The sequence below is a fragment of the Acidimicrobiales bacterium genome, from assembly GCA_041394185.1.
Classification (GTDB): Bacteria; Actinomycetota; Acidimicrobiia; order Acidimicrobiales; family Poriferisodalaceae; genus JAAETH01.
In genome coordinates this window covers 51145-66650 of sequence record JAWKIQ010000001.1, presented here as the reverse complement: position 1 = coordinate 66650, position 15506 = coordinate 51145, and the positions used below count along the sequence as shown (strand labels likewise).

General features: G+C 65.9%; 21 protein-coding genes and 1 tRNA gene. 8 read left to right on the top strand and 14 right to left on the bottom strand.

The window, feature by feature from the left end; translation table 11 throughout:
• Positions 1 to 57: 57 nt before the first annotated feature.
• The 5 genes from R2770_00355 to R2770_00335 all read right to left on the bottom strand — a co-directional run bounded on the left by R2770_00355 (position 58) and on the right by R2770_00335 (position 3442).
• Positions 58 to 993 (bottom strand): hypothetical protein, encoded by a 936-nt coding sequence (locus R2770_00355; GenBank protein MEZ5278898.1) that lies wholly within the window; start codon positions 991 to 993, stop codon positions 58 to 60.
• A 4-nt stretch (positions 994 to 997) separates the two neighbouring features.
• Positions 998 to 1792, bottom strand: coding sequence for a thioesterase family protein (locus tag R2770_00350; GenBank protein MEZ5278897.1), 795 nt, complete (start codon positions 1790 to 1792; stop codon positions 998 to 1000).
• 1 nt (position 1793) lies between these two features.
• Positions 1794 to 2372 carry a response regulator gene (locus R2770_00345; protein MEZ5278896.1) on the bottom strand — a complete coding sequence of 193 codons (579 nt, stop codon included), beginning with the start codon at positions 2370 to 2372 and terminating at the stop codon, positions 1794 to 1796.
• Between the two features lie 66 nt (positions 2373 to 2438).
• A complete protein-coding gene (locus R2770_00340) occupies positions 2439 to 2669 on the bottom strand; it encodes a hypothetical protein (GenBank protein MEZ5278895.1) in 231 nt (76 codons plus the stop codon).
• A gap of 50 nt (positions 2670 to 2719) precedes the next feature.
• A complete protein-coding gene (locus R2770_00335; GenBank protein MEZ5278894.1) occupies positions 2720 to 3442 on the bottom strand; it encodes a sulfite exporter TauE/SafE family protein in 723 nt (240 codons plus the stop codon).
• A gap of 181 nt (positions 3443 to 3623) precedes the next feature.
• Here R2770_00335 and R2770_00330 point away from each other — a divergent pair, with 181 nt between their 5' ends.
• A complete protein-coding gene (locus tag R2770_00330; GenBank protein MEZ5278893.1) occupies positions 3624 to 4601 on the top strand; it encodes a CoA transferase in 978 nt (325 codons plus the stop codon).
• Positions 4583 to 4852, top strand: coding sequence for a CoA transferase (locus R2770_00325; GenBank protein MEZ5278892.1), 270 nt, complete (start codon positions 4583 to 4585; stop codon positions 4850 to 4852). Before R2770_00330 ends, R2770_00325 begins: the two co-directional genes overlap by 19 nt.
• Before the next feature lie 34 nt (positions 4853 to 4886).
• Here the strand turns inward: R2770_00325 and R2770_00320 are convergent.
• Positions 4887 to 4969, bottom strand: a tRNA-Leu gene (locus R2770_00320).
• Between the two features lie 138 nt (positions 4970 to 5107).
• Here R2770_00320 and fabD point away from each other — a divergent pair.
• The 5 genes from fabD (at position 5108) to R2770_00295 (ending at position 9515) form a co-directional block, all read left to right on the top strand.
• Positions 5108 to 6277 carry an ACP S-malonyltransferase gene (gene fabD / locus R2770_00315; protein ID MEZ5278891.1) on the top strand — a complete coding sequence of 390 codons (1170 nt, stop codon included), beginning with the start codon at positions 5108 to 5110 and terminating at the stop codon, positions 6275 to 6277.
• A 35-nt stretch (positions 6278 to 6312) separates the two neighbouring features.
• Entirely contained in the window at positions 6313 to 7245 is a 933-nt protein-coding gene (locus tag R2770_00310) for a beta-ketoacyl-ACP synthase III (protein ID MEZ5278890.1), read from the top strand.
• On the top strand, positions 7242 to 7970 hold the full coding sequence (gene fabG, locus R2770_00305; GenBank protein MEZ5278889.1) for a 3-oxoacyl-ACP reductase FabG: 729 nt from the start codon (positions 7242 to 7244) through the stop codon (positions 7968 to 7970). The genes R2770_00310 and fabG overlap by 4 nt, the downstream gene beginning before the upstream one ends.
• Positions 7971 to 8103: 133 nt before the next feature.
• Positions 8104 to 8337 (top strand): acyl carrier protein, encoded by a 234-nt coding sequence (acpP, locus tag R2770_00300; protein MEZ5278888.1) that lies wholly within the window; start codon positions 8104 to 8106, stop codon positions 8335 to 8337.
• Complete coding sequence (locus R2770_00295) at positions 8337 to 9515, top strand: beta-ketoacyl-[acyl-carrier-protein] synthase family protein (protein ID MEZ5278887.1); 1179 nt, start codon at positions 8337 to 8339, stop codon at positions 9513 to 9515. Before acpP ends, R2770_00295 begins: the two co-directional genes overlap by 1 nt.
• A 19-nt stretch (positions 9516 to 9534) precedes the next feature.
• Here R2770_00295 and fabZ read toward each other — a convergent pair whose 3' ends face one another.
• The 7 genes from fabZ to R2770_00260 all read right to left on the bottom strand — a co-directional run bounded on the left by fabZ (position 9535) and on the right by R2770_00260 (position 14023).
• On the bottom strand, positions 9535 to 9963 hold the full coding sequence (gene fabZ / locus R2770_00290; protein ID MEZ5278886.1) for a 3-hydroxyacyl-ACP dehydratase FabZ: 429 nt from the start codon (positions 9961 to 9963) through the stop codon (positions 9535 to 9537).
• A 22-nt stretch (positions 9964 to 9985) separates the two neighbouring features.
• Positions 9986 to 10336: a cytochrome c gene (locus R2770_00285; protein ID MEZ5278885.1), complete on the bottom strand. Its 351-nt coding sequence runs from the start codon at positions 10334 to 10336 to the stop codon at positions 9986 to 9988.
• A 63-nt stretch (positions 10337 to 10399) separates the two neighbouring features.
• Complete coding sequence (locus R2770_00280; protein MEZ5278884.1) at positions 10400 to 10855, bottom strand: hypothetical protein; 456 nt, start codon at positions 10853 to 10855, stop codon at positions 10400 to 10402.
• A gap of 106 nt (positions 10856 to 10961) precedes the next feature.
• A complete protein-coding gene (locus R2770_00275) occupies positions 10962 to 11312 on the bottom strand; it encodes a hypothetical protein (GenBank protein ID MEZ5278883.1) in 351 nt (116 codons plus the stop codon).
• Positions 11309 to 12085: a tryptophan synthase subunit alpha gene (trpA, locus tag R2770_00270; GenBank protein ID MEZ5278882.1), complete on the bottom strand. Its 777-nt coding sequence runs from the start codon at positions 12083 to 12085 to the stop codon at positions 11309 to 11311. The genes R2770_00275 and trpA overlap by 4 nt, the downstream gene beginning before the upstream one ends.
• A complete protein-coding gene (gene trpB, locus R2770_00265) occupies positions 12082 to 13236 on the bottom strand; it encodes a tryptophan synthase subunit beta (GenBank protein MEZ5278881.1) in 1155 nt (384 codons plus the stop codon). The genes trpA and trpB overlap by 4 nt, the downstream gene beginning before the upstream one ends.
• A 73-nt stretch (positions 13237 to 13309) precedes the next feature.
• Positions 13310 to 14023, bottom strand: a complete 714-nt coding sequence (locus R2770_00260; GenBank protein MEZ5278880.1) for a phosphoribosylanthranilate isomerase — start codon at positions 14021 to 14023, stop codon at positions 13310 to 13312.
• A 48-nt stretch (positions 14024 to 14071) separates the two neighbouring features.
• Here R2770_00260 and R2770_00255 point away from each other — a divergent pair, with 48 nt between their 5' ends.
• Positions 14072 to 14725, top strand: a complete 654-nt coding sequence (locus tag R2770_00255; GenBank protein ID MEZ5278879.1) for a dTMP kinase — start codon at positions 14072 to 14074, stop codon at positions 14723 to 14725.
• Here the strand turns inward: R2770_00255 and trpC are convergent.
• On the bottom strand, positions 14722 to 15501 hold the full coding sequence (gene trpC / locus R2770_00250) for an indole-3-glycerol phosphate synthase TrpC (GenBank protein ID MEZ5278878.1): 780 nt from the start codon (positions 15499 to 15501) through the stop codon (positions 14722 to 14724). The genes R2770_00255 and trpC overlap by 4 nt on opposite strands.
• Between the last annotated feature and the right edge of the window lie 5 nt (positions 15502 to 15506).

Genomic DNA, 15506 nt, shown 5'->3' with positions numbered 1-15506 from the left:
CCTAGTTGCCTGCAGTGACAGCCGGTTGGGACGAGGTGCCGGTCGGCGGGCCTCTGTTCAGAAGTCTTCGTATTCGTCGCGTCGCACATCGACGCCCAGGAAGTCGGCCAGCTCTGGTGCCAGTCGGTCGAAGTCGTCGTATCGCGGGCCGTGCAGCAGCACATGCGAGCGCCCGTCGGCCAGGCGAGCGACAAGAGTCGTCGACCCGGCGCCTCTGGCCGGCGTCGCAACCTCGTGATCCAGCGCCACGATCGAGGCACGGCGCACCGCCGCCGACAACCTGGTGGCGCCGGCGCAGACCCAGTGTTCGTCCGCCCAGATCTCGCACGCCGAAATGGGTGTGCCGACAATGTCGAGACCGTGAGGCCGAACGATCTGGGCGTCACACACCGGCAGCTGGGACACCTCGACCGGTCGCCGCCAGGTGGCGGCCACTCGACGTTCAGTTAGCTCGGGAAGGGGGCTGGGGTTGGCCATCGATGTCGAGATGTCGACCTGGGTGCGAAGCCACAGCTCGGGGTGGGCCTGGTGCAGCGGGTTGGAGCCCATGTCGGTCTGCAGTTCGAGCGGAAACGACAAGGCTCGCACCGTCACGAAGCCCACCGCCCACGTTGTCTCGACCGTATTCGAGACGCTGGTATCGGTCCCCGGGCCGATCGCCGAGGTGATCCGCTCGGCGACGGCCACATGGTTGGCCCGAACATCGCTTTGCAGCCAGACGTCACACCAGAACGCTGCGCACAGGTCTTGCTCGGGGCCAGGGTCGAGGTACCAGCCGACCCGTCCCAACCCCAGCACGTCGACCCGGTTCAGCCGCAGCACGTCCTTGAAATCGAACCACCTGGTCGGCTCGCCGCGGTCGGCGGCCTCAGCCCGGCTGGTCAGCCATGGCATGCCACCCGACGCTGTGGCTTCGATGAACTGCACTCCATCGCTGTGCCAGGTCGGATCGGCCGCCTGCTGGTCGACGACGCCGAGCCTCTGGGGAAACACTGCGTCAGCGGACCACGAGGGTCTGGAGCGCCCGGCCCACGACACCCTCGACGTCGAACAACAGGGCGTCGGCGAGGCCGATGCCATCGGGGTGCCAATCGGAGATGGCTTGTGAGCCCAACCACTCGCCCACCGGCTGGCGATGCAACACCAGCGTGAGGTCGGGGTTGACGAACGAGAACTCGTCGGGCTCGCTGTTGCGCCCTATGGCGTTGCCGCTGTCAGCCAGCACACAGATTCGCTGGAACCCCGACGGTTCCTCGTCGCCCAGCAAAGCGATGGTGCGCATCCAGATGGTCGTAGGACCAGGCAAGTGGTCTTCGCCTGCTGGGTACTTGGTATCCATCGATTCGGAGGTGTTTATCGCCGGCAACCCGTGCAGGGTCATGCGGATCGGGAACGGCCCCTGGACAGCTCCCTCGAGGTGCCCGCCCGGATTGCGGGCTGGTGCGCTGGGGATGTCGCGATGCTCGAGCGACACCATGTGCAATGCGAGGGCCGTTGCGCAAACCCTCCCCTCGCTGTCGACCAATTGCGCCGAAGTCCGCGACACCTGCCTGCCGGCCGAGACCATCTGGGCCTGGACGCAGAATCCGGCTATCGGCACCGGACGCAGCAGTTCGACGGTGAGCCGCACGAGCTGCATGTGGGGCACGAGCTGTTCGACCGCTCTGGCGATGAGCCCCGACGGCGGCCCGGCGTGACAAGAATTGGCGTCCCACGGTCCCCGGCAATACTCGGTGGGCTTGAACCATTCGACCCCGTCGACGAGGGAGTGGTCGAAGAACGCCGGAGGCACGTCAGGCAGGAGACAGCTCGCCGCTGACCACCCGGTTGGCCACGTTGGCCATGGTCTGGCGTTCGCTCATGGCCGTGCGCTGGATGAACGTGAAGGCCTCGCTCTCGGACATCTTGTGGTTGTCCATCAAGAAGCCCTTGGCCCGATCGACCAGCTTTCGGGTCTCGAGCTGCTCTTCCAAACCCTTGACCTCGGCGTCGAGGCTCTGCATGTCGCGCAGGCGCCCGAGAGCCACCTCGATAGCCGGAACCAGTTCGGCCTTCTGGAAAGGCTTGACCAGATAGGCCAGCGCGCCGGCATCGCGGGCTCGCTCTATCAGGTGACGCTGGCTGAAGGCGGTGAGAATCAACACGGCCGTGTTCTTGTCTTCGGAGATTTCGCGTGCCGCCGAGATGCCGTCGAGACCTGGCATCTTGACGTCGAGGATCGCGAGGTCTGGTTGATGCTGGCGGACCAGCGCCGCCACCTCGTCGCCACGGCCCGTTTCGCCAACGACCTCGTAGCCCTCTTCTTGGAGCATTTCCTTGAGATCGAGGCGGATTATCGCTTCGTCTTCTGCGATGACGACACGGGTCGGCACGGGAACCTCCTGAGAGCCGGAGACAACGAGTTTACAGGTCGATCGACCTGCACGTAGCGAGGCCGGCTAGAGCTGGTCGAGCAGGGTGTCTTGCTCGGCTTCGAGCCTGACGATGTCGGCCCGAATCTCGGCGATGCGACGCTCGATGCGCTCGACGTGGGCGGGCCCGCGGCGATCGCCCGGCTCGGGCGACAAAACGAAATGGCCGTACTCGGCTTCGAGGGTTTGAAGGTCGGCCCGCAGCTTCTTCAGCCGTGTCGAGTTCTTCGACAGCTTGCGCTCGACCTTCGATCTCATCGCCGCAGAGTCTAGAACCAGTCGGGCGGCCCAGAAGCCATCCGTGACGGTCAGGTAAGGACCACCTTGGCGATGGCCGCGGCCGCAGCGACCGCGCAGACCAGCAGCACCAGCGTGCGAAGGCGCCGGTCCGAGTAAGGGATGACAAACCTCGATAGTCCGAGCCCGACGATCGAGGCCGGGGCCATGACCAGCCCTGTCACGAAGTCTTCGCTCTGGATCTGGCCTCCGAACGACAACGAGGTGAGCGCGATCGTGATGCTGACGGTGGCCATGATGCTCATCGTCGAGCGGATGCGGGGTCCGGTCTCGCGCTGAAACACCAGCGCCATCGGAGGCCCACCTATTGCGGCTGCCGTGCCGAACAAGCCCGAGGTGAACCCGGCGGTGGTCAACACCGGAAGAGTGCGTTTCACAGCAGGCGCCCAGGCGCTGAGAGCCACGGCAGCAATGACCCCGCTTGCGGCCGCCACCGCAATGGCGTCTTGGCTGAGCATCCGCACCGCGAAAACGCCGGCCACGGCCCCGGGTATTCGCGCCAGCGACAGCACGATGACCTCGCGCCACTGGAACTCGCCCCAGTTGCGGATCGCCATCAACACGACGAAGGGCAGGCTGGCCACCAACATCGACTGCGGCAGCAGGTCGGGCTCGATGAAGATGAAGAAGGGCAGCGACAGCACGGACATCCCGAAGCCGATCGAGCCTTGAAGGCAGGCGCCAGCGACGATCACGACCAACACTGCGACCAACTCCCAACCGGTTACGTACATCTGTCTCCTGGTGGTGTCGGGCCGTCGCAGGGATAGCACCACATCGAACCGACGTCCAAGACGAACACGATCAGCCCGATGGTGGCGGGTTGGTCTTGGCCATGAGTTTTGGAGAGAATCGGACGAGACCGAGGGGGCGCGGGTATCCACCGACGCCGGTCTACCGACTGGAGCGGGACCAATGCCGAACACAAACACGACCAACACAGGCCTCTTCAGCGGGATCAGGGTGATCGAGTTCGGGCAGTACGTCGCGGCGCCATACGCGGCCGAACAGTTCGCCCACGGCGGGGCCGAGGTCTTGTGCATCGAGCCGATCGCCGGCACCCCCACCCGCCTGAACAGCATGCCCGCCGGCGGCGACGGCAAGCAGTTCGTCGTCAAGGCGAGGGGCAAGCGCTCGGTTGCGCTGGCTCTGGGCACCGAAGAGGGCCGCGCCGCTGCCCGCAAGTTGTGCCTGGGCGCCGATGTGGTCATCTCGAACATGAGGCCGGGGTCGGCGGCCAAGATGGGTCTCGATTACGAGTCGTTGCGCGCCGAGAAGCCTTCGTTGATCTATGGCGAAGTCGACGGTTTCGGCGCCGGTGGGTCGTGGGCCGGCCGGGCTTGCGTAGACCTGGTAGCCCAGGGCTTCGGAGGCCTGATGACCTCGGTTGCCGCCACCCCAGACCTCGAGTTCGATCGCCAGCAGCTGTTCTGCGACTACACAGCCGGGACGCTGCTGGCCTTCGGCGTTGCATCAGCGCTGTTCCACCGCGAGCGAACCGGCCGGGGGCAACACGTCGCCACGTCGCTGGTTGCAGCGGCCTTGGTGCTGCAACATCGCACCGCGTCGATCTTCCTCGACCACGAACCAGACAAGATCGAGTTGGTCGACGACCGCCACAGCGGTGCCGACTTCGACGAGATCTTCCAGAGGCGCCAGCAGTCCGCCGGAAAGATGCCTTCGACCTACGGGGTCTTCAGAACCCTGGATGGCTGGATCGCCATGGGAGCCATACCAACACACTTCGGCAACGTCGGGACAGTACTGGGCATCGAGGGCACTCCCCCGCTGGGCGCTCTGCCCGCCGACCAGGTGAACGCAGCCATAGCGGCCCGGCCGACGGCCGAGTTGGTCGATGCCCTGGTCGAGCTCGGGTGCCCGTTGCACCCGTGAGGTTCCTGGAGGAGGTGCTGCTGGATCCAGACTCCGAAGCCGCCGGGCTCGTCGAACGCTACGAGCACCCGCGGTTGGGCACCATCGTGATGCCGGCCCCGCCCGTGCGATTCGGGTCCGAAGGGGCATTCGTGGCGTCGGCCGACACACCGCAGGTGGGTCAGCACACGGCTGACGAACTCATGGCCCTTGGCTACGAGAGCGACGTCATCGAACGGCTGGTGGCCGACGGGATAATCGCCGCACACTGAGACGATTATCGGCACGACCCGACGGGTCGCAGAGTGCCCCGGGTGGGATTTGAACCCACACGCCCTTGCGAGCAGCGGATTTTGAGTCCGCCGTGTCTGCCGTTCCACCACCGGGGCCGGAGGTGCGTCTGGGAAGGTTACCGCACGGTACTGATGCTGTGGTCAGCATTCTGTGCCAACATTTCGTCACCAAGCCGTAACCAATCAGTACCTCGGGGGGTCGAACCTCCACACGAGCCGACCAGGAGGGACCTGTTGCTCGCGTTCACGTTCCCGGGACAGGGATCACAAAAACCGGGGATGGGCTCTGACTGGGTCGATCATCCGTCATGGGAGCTCGTCGACGAAGCGTCGCAAGCCTGCGGTCGCGACGTCGCCCGCCTGCTGCTAGAAGCCGACGCCGACGAGCTCAAGGCCACCCGCAACTCGCAGCTGTCGACCTTCGTGCTGTCGATGGTCGTTCTCGACGCCGTCGAACGGATCGGCCTCGTTCCATCGATCGCCGCCGGTCACAGTCTGGGCGAGTATTCGGCCCTCACCGCCACGGGCGTCATCAGCTTCGAAGATGGGGTGCGCCTCGTCGCCGAACGCGGCGAAGCGATGCAAGACGCCGCCGAGATGACCACCGGAACCATGGCGGCCGTGCTGGGCCTCGACGACGACAAGGTCGTCGAAGCGTGTGGCTCGGTCTCCGAAGAGGTGTGGGTAGCCAACTACAACGCACCCGGGCAGGTCGTCATCGCCGGCTCACCGGCTGGGGTCGAGGCCGCGGGCGCTGCGGCCAAGGAGTTGGGGGCCAAGCGGGCCATGCCTCTGGCGGTTGGCGGCGCCTTCCACACCCCGTTCATGGCTTCGGCCGGCGATCGGTTGGCCAAGGCCCTGTCGACGGTGCGGTTCCGAGCTCCGGCAGTGCCCGTGGTGACCAACCTCGATGCGTCTGCTCACGAGGGCGCCGACGAATGGGCCGACCTGTTGCGCGCCCAGCTGACCAGCCCGGTTCGCTGGCGCCAGAGCCTGTATCGCCTCGAAGAGCTGGGCGTCACCTCATTCGTCGAACTCGGGCCCGGAGCCGCCCTGACGGGCATGGCCAAGCGCACGGTGGGCGGAACGACGGTGTCGGTGGCCAAGCCCTCAGACCTAGACAGCCTGATCTCTGACCTCGAGAGCACCGATCCGGCGACGGGCTCGTCGGTCGGCGAGAACCTGTTCGTCACCGAGCGCGTGGTGGTAACACCCAGCGCCGGCCTGTTCACCCCCCGGCAAGGCCTCGACGTGGGCGCCGACATCGCGGTGGGCGAGGTTCTTGGGCACGTGGGCGACGACCCCGTGGTGTCGCCCTTCGAGGGCACGGTCATGGGAGTGATGGCCTATGAAGGCGAACGGGTTACCGCTCGCCAACCGGTGGCTTGGCTCCGAACCAGATGAACCAGATCGGTTCGCTACTACCGAACGGCAACGCAATGACAGGACTGCGAATCACCGGATGGGGGTCGGCTCTACCCGACAGGATCCTCACCAACGACGACCTCGCCAAGGCGGTCGATACCAGCGACGAGTGGATCACCGAACGCACCGGCATCAAGGAACGCCGAATCGGGGGTACCACCGCTGGTCTGGCCGTCGACGCCGGCCGCGCCGCCATGGAGAGGGCGGGGGCCAAGCCAGACGAGATCGATCTGGTCATCTTGGCCACGACCACCCCAGATCGCCAGGTGCCTGCCAGCGCATCTCGTGTGCAGGCCGAGTTGGGGCTCAAGTGTGGCGCCTTCGACCTCAATGCCGCGTGCTCGGGTTTTGTCTACGGAATGGTCGCCGCTCAGGGGTTCATCAAGTCGGGTTTGGGCAAGATCCTGGTGATCGGCTCTGAGACTCTTTCGACGATCGTCGACTGGGAAGACCGCGGCACTTGCATCTTGTTCGCCGACGGCGCCGGCGCCGCGGTTCTCGAGCGCTGCGACGACGAAGGCGATCTGCTCGGCTTCTCGATGAGTTCTGACGGCACGCTCGAGCCCGCTCTGTACGCCGAGCGCGCCGGGACGCTCATCATGGACGGCCGAGCGGTGTTCAAGAACGCCGTCCTGGTAATGGAGGCGGCCGCTCGCGAAGCGCTCGACATGGCGGGCATGACCCCAGACGACGTCGACCACGTGATCCCCCATCAAGCCAACATCCGCATCATCGACGCATCGTGTCGACGTCTCGGCATCCCGTCTGACAAGGCGATCACCGTCCTTCACTACACCGGCAACACCTCGTCTGCGTCGATTCCGCTGGCCCTTGTCGATGCCCTGGAGGGCGGCCGAATCCACAAGGGTGATCGGGTGTTGTTCGTCGGTTTCGGGGCGGGCATGACCTCGGCTGCCGCCGTAGTGCGTTGGAGTGCAGACACATGACCGACACTTCCGAGCCGACCGGGCGGGTGGTCCTGGTGTCGGGCGGTTCGCGTGGCATCGGCCTGGCGATCGCCCAGGCTTTTGCCGACAACGGCGACCGCGTGGCGGTCACCTACCGGTCGGGCCCACCAGATGACGATCGCTTGCTGGCGATCCAGTGCGACCAGACCGACGGCGAGGCTGTCGATGCCGCCTTCGAGGCGATCGCCTCCCAATTGGGGCCGGTCGAGGTGCTGGTGGCCAATGCGGGTATCACAAACGATCAGTTGGTCCTGCGGATGAGCGACGAAGATTTCGCCTCGGTGGTCGACACGAACCTCACCGGCACGTACCGGATGGCCAAGCGGGCCGCCAGGGGCATGCTGCGGGCCCGCAAAGGCGCAATGATCTTCATCTCGTCGGTCGTGGGTCTGTCCGGCCAGGCAGGCCAGGTGAACTACGCCGCTTCGAAGGCCGGGTTGGTAGGTATGGCCCGATCGTTGGCCCGCGAACTGGGCAGCCGCAACGTGACGGTCAACGTGGTGGCGCCGGGTCCTGTTGCCACCGACATGCTCGAGGCATTGACCGACGACCAGCGGGCGGCCATCACCAGCAGTGTGCCCCTGGGGCGGGTGGCCGAGCCCGCCGAGGTGGCGGGCGCAGTCGTGTTCTTGGCATCGCCTGCGGCGTCGTACATCACAGGCGCCGTCATCCCAGTCGATGGTGGATTGGGCATGGGCCACTAGGGACCATGCCAGAGCGACACAGCATGGGCCACTAGGGACCATGCCAGACCAACACAGCCCGTCGCTGTACAACAAACCCGATAGATTCGACCAGCGTCTTTAGACGAAGACATCACACCCACAGGAGACAACCGTGAGCGACAACTTCGATCGATTCAAGAAGTGTGCCGTCGAAGTGCTCGGCGTCGAAGCCGATCAGGTGACGATGGAGGCGAGCTTCGCCGACGATCTCGACGCCGACAGCCTCGATCTCGTCGAGCTGGTCATGGCACTCGAGGAAGAGTTCGACATCAGTGTCGACGAGGAAGAGCTCGACGGCGTCGTGGGCGTCAAAGAGGCCATGGCCCTCGTCGAATCGAAGCTGTGATGTACGGGCGCCGCGTCGCCATCACCGGGCTCGGTGTGGTGTCGTCGGCAGGTATCGGTGTTGATGCCTTCTGGGAGGGCATCTGCGGTCCTGCTACCGATGGCGCCGAGCGCCGCATCGCCGACTTCGATCCGTCGCCCTATTACGACAGCCCCAAGGATGCCCGCAGGGCAGACCGCTCGACCCAGTTCGCAATTGCGGCTGCCACCGAGGCCATCGCCCAGGCGGGCGGAATCCATTCCGACCCGGCACGCAGTGGTGTCATATACGCGACCGGTGTCGGCGGCATGGGGACGTTCGAAGACCAGGTTCATGTTTGTGCCGAGAAGGGCGAGCGTCGCGTAAGCCCATTCTTGGTGCCGATGATGATGCCCAACGCGTCTGGCGCTGCGATCTCCATGAAGTGGGGTCTTCAGGGCCCCAATGAGACCATCACCACGGCGTGTGCCGCTGGCACTCACTCGATCGGGTATGCCGCCCGGCTGATCGCCATGGGCCGCTGTGACACGGTGGTGACCGGGGGCTGCGAAGCGGCCATGACGGTCACTGGTATCGCCGGTTTCCGCAACATGACCGCCTTGTCGAATTCGGGTGTCTCGCGCCCATTCGACAAGGACCGGGACGGCTTCGTCATGACCGAGGGTGCCGGCGTGCTGGTGCTCGAGGAATGGGACTCTGCGGTTGCCAGAGGTGCGACCATCATCGCCGAGTTGCTGGGATCAGGCTCGAATGCCGACGCCCATCACATCACGGCGCCCTCGCCTGGCGGTGTGGGTGCGGTGGCCTGCATGCAGTTGGCTCTGGACGACGCCGGCCTGACGCCGGCTGACATCGCCCATGTCAACGCTCATGGCACATCGACGCCGCTGAACGACATGGCCGAGGCCCAGGCAGTGGCCAAACTGTTTGGTACTCCCGGCCCAGCGGTTACGTCGATCAAGGGTGTGACCGGCCACGGCCTTGGAGCCGCAGGTGCTATCGAGGCGGTGGCGCTGGCCCTGTCGATCGACAAGGGCCTGATTCCGCCCACGGCCGGGTTCGAGAACCTCGACCCCGAAATGCCGGCCATCGATGTGGTGCACGGCAGCCCGCGGGCGTGGACGCCTGGTCCGAGCCTGTCGAACAGCCTGGGCTTCGGAGGCCACAACGGCTCGATCCTGATGGGCCCGCCCCGCTGACGGCCTGCTCGACGCCGCTTCAGGCGTCGGCGATCAGGAACAACATGTCGGCCTGACAGGCCAACTCATCACCCACTTTGGCGGTGCCCGAGCCCTTTCCGGCTCGGGCACCCATGCGTCCGAGCGTGGCCTCCAGCACCAGCACGTCGCCCGGGACGACCTGGCGACGGAACCGGGCCTTGTCGATGCCTCCGAACAGCGGGATCTTGCCCGCCAGTGCCGGCGATGCCATGGCTGCCAGTCCGGCGGTTTGGGCCAGCGCTTCGACGATCAGCACACCGGGCAACGTCGGGCGACCTGGGAAGTGTCCGGCGAAGAAGTCTTCGTCGCCCGTGAGGTGCCACTCGGCCGTGCAGCTGACGCCCGGTTCGAGAGCCACTATCCGCTGGGGGAACAGGAACGGCTCTCGATGTGGAATGAGATCTCGGGGATCGGGAAAGTCGGTCATCGCCGACCGATGCTAGATCGGCTCACCAGCCGACGCGCGTGTAGGCGACGACGTCCTCGATCTCTTCGGGTGTGAGGGTTTGTTCGAACTTGGGCATCTGGTTGCGCCCACCCGCTACGACCTCGACCTCTTCCTCGAAGCTCAGACGCTCCCAGACCTGGCGAATATTGGGGCCAACCTGGCCCGACCCGTCTGCTTTGTGACACGACTGGCAGTAGCGCTGGTAGATGGCTTGGCCTTGTTCTACCTGCTGTGCTGGATAGCTCTCGTCGGCGGGCGGGACGAAGTCCGAGACCTCCTCAGAGCCGCCGCACGACACGAACATGAACGCAATACAGAACAGCGCCGCCAAGGCGCGATGGGGGGTCTTCACGACCTACACGGTACCGAGCCCAAGCCGTGTTGATCAGGGACTGAAGTCCACTGGTGCGGGTGCTCAGGCCAGGAACAGGTACAGCAGAACCGCCACCGCCACGTGGGCCAGTACGAACATGACCACCATCGCTCTGGCGGGGATCAAGCGGTGAAGCCAGAACTCCTCGAAACCCCGTGTCGGGTTGGTCGACTTGGACGCCGAGCTCAGCGGAGGAAGGCTGCGATCTTCGGGTGCCGAGGACAGAACCGGTTCGGGCGCTAGGTCGGTCACGTCGCTGTCTCCGGTCTGAACGGTGCTGTCAGATGGCGCAGGCACTGTCAACGAGCCGCTGCCAGCAACCGTTGTCATGTCGGGCGAATGGGTACCGGCCAGCTCGCCGTCGTCGAGTTTGGGTTCGCGGCGCTCGAAGTCGAGGTCGTCTGGGTCGCCCCGACGACGTCTGACCTCGGGCTCGACCCGCTTGTCGCGTCGGCGCACGCCCGGGGGAAGGGGCCGATCACCGACGCGCTCGCCCATCGGGGCGTGCCTCTGCTCTATGAGTGGCGGCGTGTGATCGGACGTATGGCGACGCTTCGACACGTGGCTCCATCGGCGGGCGGGCCGATGATGTTGAGCAAATCGGTCAGCGCGTCGATCGCTCGCCCCCAACACCGGTGTATAGCGACAACGGCTCGGTCCATCGTCGTGTCAGCCAGTCGGTGTCGCGAGCGTGGGCGTGGAAATGCTCGGGCACCTGGCGCATCACCCTGTCGATGCTGTGACACCCAACACCAAAGCGCAGGTCGGCAGCCTCTACCAGGCGCGACAGCATGTGGTCGATCTCGGCCTCGGGTGGAGCGGTGCCGTGTTGCTTCCAAACGACCATCGGGGTCGAGCAGGCTTCACAGTCGGCGACCCAGCAGACCTCGTCCTCGTGATACCAGTGCGTGAAGCGAGCGGCCTCGCACAGCTCACACCCGGGTTCGGTGCTCATGAACCGTCGACGGCCTGCCTGTACTGGGCAACCAGCTCGGCAACGCCCTCGGGCCCGTCGCCGTCGAGCAGGCGCCTGACAATGGATGTGCCGACGACGACACCATCGGCGACCTGAACGACCTCGGCGGCCTGTTCGGGGTTGGAGACCCCAACCCCGACCAGCGTTGGCTTGTCGGTCACCTGTTTGCAGCGGGCGGCGATCTCGACGGCCGAGGCTGCCAACTGGCTGCGTTGACCGGTTACGCCCATGACACCGACGGCGTACACGAAACCGCGCGATGCGGCGCACAGATCGCCGAGGCGATGGTCTGGGGTGGTGGGTGCAGCCAGTAGCACCGGCTCAACCCCGGCTGCCGCAGCCGCCTCACGCCATGGTGCCGACTCGACGTAGGGAAGGTCGGGCAGGATGCATCCGCTGATGCCCGACCTGGCCAGGTTGGCTGCAAAACGTTCGTGCCCTGCCCGGTAGGCGAGGTTGTAGTACGTCATGACCGCCAGCGGGATCTCGACATCGAGATTGGCGGCCTCGGCGATGATCGAGCCGGGGGTGGATCCGCGCTGCAGCGACTGCCACGACGCCTCTTGGATAACCGGACCATCCATCACCGGGTCGCTGAACGGAATGCCTATCTCGACGGCGTCGGCGCCTGCCGCGGCGGCGGCTCTGACCGCGTCGACCCATTGCTCCATGCCGCCGGTGATGTAAGGCACCAGGAGTTTGCGGCCGGCGGCCTTGCGGGCGGTCAGGGTGGCTTCGAGCGAGATCGTCATCCGAGAATGTCCATCATCTGGGCGACGTCCTTGTCGCCACGACCCGACAGGTTAATCAGCACCGTCTTGCCGACGAGGCTGGGCTCGCGGGCCACCCACGCGATTGCGTGGGCCGACTCGAGCGCCGGGATGATGCCCTCGGTGCGGCTCAACAGTTGGAACGCCTCGATGACCTCTTCGTCGGTGACCGAGACGTACTGGGCGCGGCCGATGCTGGCCAGATGAGAGTGTTCGGGGCCAACGCCGGGATAGTCGAGGCCGGCCGAGATCGACTCGGCCTCGAGCACCTGGCCGTCCTCGTCCTGCTTCAGGTAGCTCAACATGCCGTGGACCACACCAGGCACCCCACCCTTTACAGCGGCGCCGCCCGCAGGCTCGACTCCGACCAACTCGGCGTCGGTATCGACGAAGCCCGAGAAGATGCCTATGGCGTTCGAGCCTCCGCCGACGCAAGCGGCCACCACGTCTGGCACTCCGCCATCGAGCAACTCGGAGCACTGTTGGCGCGCCTCGGCGCCGATGACGCGGTGAAACTCGCGCACCATCCACGGGTACGGGTGAGGACCCATGACCGAACCAAGGCAGTAGTGGGTGTCTTCCACCGCAGCAACCCAGTGCCGCAGAGCCTCGTTGACCGCGTCTTTCAGAGTTCGAGATCCGCTTTGGACGGCTTCGACCTCGGACCCCAGGAGCTTCATCCGAAAGACGTTGAGCGCCTGACGCTCGACGTCTACCGCACCCATGTAGACCTTGCACTCCATTCCGAGCAGTGCGGCCGCTGTGGCCGTCGCCACGCCGTGCTGGCCGGCCCCGGTCTCTGCCACCAGCTTGGTCTTGCCCATGCGCCGCGCCAGCAGGGCCTGGCCGATGACGTTGTTGATCTTGTGCGAGCCGGTGTGGTTGAGGTCTTCACGCTTGAGCAGCACGCGCACCCCCAGCTTCTTCGACAGCTGATGGCACTCGGTGAGCGGTGAGGGTCTGCCTGCGTAGTCGCGCAACACCTGCTCGAACTCGGCGATGAACTCGGGATCGGCCCACGCCTCGGCGAAGGCCTTGGCAAGTTCTTCGCATGGGGCGATCAGCGACTCGGGAACGAAACGTCCGCCGAACTCGCCGAACCTTCCCTCCGGAGTCGGTGCGGTCATCGTCATGTGGAATCACCTTCCGTCGTGGTGGTGTTGGCCGTAAGGGTGTGGCCTGGGCAAAGGAGCCAGGGGTGGGCGATCACTCGTCGAGCCAGTCGTAGATCGGGTCGGCCTGTGTCGTGCCTGCGGGCGGCCGGGCGTCGTCGGCGCGCAAGGCCTCGAGCTGAGCAAACGCCGATCGTGCTGAGAGAACGAACTGCCTCAGTTTCATGGGGTCCTTGCGCCCGGGCTCGGCTTCTACCCCACTCTTGGCATCGATGCCCCAGGGCTGCACCTGCGCGATGGCGTCTGCGACGTTGTCGGGGCCGAGGCCGCCGGCCAATATCAGGCGTGTTCGCGCCGAGCCCGAGTCGAGTAGGCGCCAGTCGAAGACCTCACCCGAACCTGGGGTGATGTTGTCGACCAGAACGGCCGCAGCCCCGAACTGAGCAGCTCGGTCGATGTCTGGGTCGCCGGCGCTGAAGGCCTTGATGACCGACGGGATCCGCTGGGCGATCCACGCCGATTCCTCGGAGCTCTCGTGGCCGTGTAGCTGCGCAGCGCCCAGACCCGCGTCGAGCACCGCTTCGACGACACGCTCGGGGGCCTCGTTGCGGAACACCCCAACCGTCAACACGTGAGGGGGCAGGCGCTTGGCAATGTCTCGAGCCCGGGTGACCGTTACCTGGCTGGTGGACGGAGCGAATATGAAGCCGACCGCATCGGCACCCATGGCCACCGCCAGCAGGGCATCGTCTTCGGAGGTGATGCCACAGATCTTGACGAAGCCGGGCTGACGATCGGTCGGGAACACGTCGGTGAGCGTACCCGCGCCCGCGGGCGCAACGGCTACGTTTGTGCCGTGCTGATAGCGGTCGAAGGCATCGATGGGGCCGGCAAGCAGACGCTGGCCGACGCTCTAGAGGAGATACTGGTCGACCGGGGGCGCAACGTCGCACGCATGTCGTTTCCGAGATACGGCTGCACGCCCTTCGGCACGACCATCGCCGCGGCGTTGGAAGGCCACGACCAGACCCTGCTCGATTCGGTCGAAGCTCTGGCATTCGCGTTTGCGGCCGACCGGTGGCACTACTGGAGTGTCGATCGCGTGCGCCTGGGCCATACCGCGTCGACCGTCACGATCGCCGACCGCTGGTGCGCCTCCAACGCCGCCTACGGGAGCGCCCGCCTGGGCACGTCAGGTGCCGATGGCTTCGCCGACTGGATAGCCGAACTCGAGTTCGAACGATTCGGATTGCCGCGTCCCGCACTGACCGTTCTGCTGGCTACAGGCACGGGCATGGCAGGCGAGCAGCGCCGCAATCGCGATGGCAACGACGGCGACGCCTTCGAAGCCGACGGTTCGCTGCAAGGCAACGCCCTCGACGGATACCGCCGGTTGGCTCAACGTCGATGGGGTGGCGAGTGGATAGTGGTCGACCCTCTCGACGATGGCGGCCAGCGCCGTCCGCCCGCCGAGCTGGCGGCCGAGGTCGAGGCCGCGCTGATCGTCTAGCTGCCGGCCGCGACCAGGGCCGCAACGGCGGCCTCGGGGTCGCCAGAGGTAACCAGCGATTCGCCCACCAACACCGCGTCATATCCCACCTCGGCCAGGCTGGCTGCATCGGCCGGGCCTCGCACGCCGCTCTCGGCCACCCGCACACACGTGCTGGGGATCGAGGCGGCGACCCGTCGTGCTCGCTGATGGTCGACCTGGAAGGTCACGAGATCGCGCTGGTTGACACCGATGAGGCTTGCGCCTACGGCCAGGGCCCGCTCGACTTCGGCCTCGTCGTGGGTCTCGACGAGGGCGTCGAGTCCCACCTCGGTGGCCAAGGCGTGGAAGTCTGCCAGTTCGGCGTCGTCGAGGGCTGCTGCGATCAGCAGGACCGCGTCGGCACCCATGATGCGGGCGTCGAGAACATCGTGGGCATGCACCGTGAAGTCCTTGCGGATGGCGGGCAGAGCGACGGCGTCGCGGGCGGCCTGCAGGTCGGCGGGCGAACCGCCGAAGTTCGCGGAGTCGGTCAGCACCGACAGGCATGCCGCACCACCGGCTTGGTACTGGCGAGCCAATGAGGCCGGGTCGAGATCGGCGAAGAGATCGCCCTTGGACGGCGAGCGACGCTTGACCTCGCTGATCACCGACAAACCGGTTGCCCTGAGTGCCTGGGCGAACCCACGGGTGGGCGCCGCCGCGAGAGCCAAGGTCAACAATTCCTCGGTCGAGCGGCGGTCTTGGGCCGCGGCCTCGCGATGCTGCTCGAGAATACGGTCCAGATAGGTCGCCATCGCTG

Bases quoted from the DNA above. Each gene is read 5' to 3' on its own strand.
- R2770_00335 (MEZ5278894.1), bottom strand. From the start codon at position 3,442: ATGTACGTAACCGGTTGGGAGTTGGTCGCAGTGTTGGTCGTGATCGTC.
- R2770_00280 (MEZ5278884.1), bottom strand. From the start codon at position 10,855: ATGGGCGAGCGCGTCGGTGATCGGCCCCTTCCCCCGGGCGTGCGCCGA.
- trpA (MEZ5278882.1), bottom strand. From the start codon at position 12,085: ATGACGATCTCGCTCGAAGCCACCCTGACCGCCCGCAAGGCCGCCGGC.
- R2770_00295 (MEZ5278887.1), top strand. From the start codon at position 8,337: ATGTACGGGCGCCGCGTCGCCATCACCGGGCTCGGTGTGGTGTCGTCG.
- fabG (MEZ5278889.1), top strand. From the start codon at position 7,242: ATGACCGACACTTCCGAGCCGACCGGGCGGGTGGTCCTGGTGTCGGGC.
- trpC (MEZ5278878.1), bottom strand. From the start codon at position 15,501: ATGGCGACCTATCTGGACCGTATTCTCGAGCAGCATCGCGAGGCCGCG.
- R2770_00340 (MEZ5278895.1), bottom strand. From the start codon at position 2,669: ATGAGATCGAAGGTCGAGCGCAAGCTGTCGAAGAACTCGACACGGCTG.
- R2770_00275 (MEZ5278883.1), bottom strand. From the start codon at position 11,312: ATGAGCACCGAACCCGGGTGTGAGCTGTGCGAGGCCGCTCGCTTCACG.
- R2770_00330 (MEZ5278893.1), top strand. From the start codon at position 3,624: ATGCCGAACACAAACACGACCAACACAGGCCTCTTCAGCGGGATCAGG.
- R2770_00310 (MEZ5278890.1), top strand. From the start codon at position 6,313: ATGACAGGACTGCGAATCACCGGATGGGGGTCGGCTCTACCCGACAGG.
- fabZ (MEZ5278886.1), bottom strand. From the start codon at position 9,963: ATGACCGACTTTCCCGATCCCCGAGATCTCATTCCACATCGAGAGCCG.
- trpB (MEZ5278881.1), bottom strand. From the start codon at position 13,236: ATGACGATGACCGCACCGACTCCGGAGGGAAGGTTCGGCGAGTTCGGC.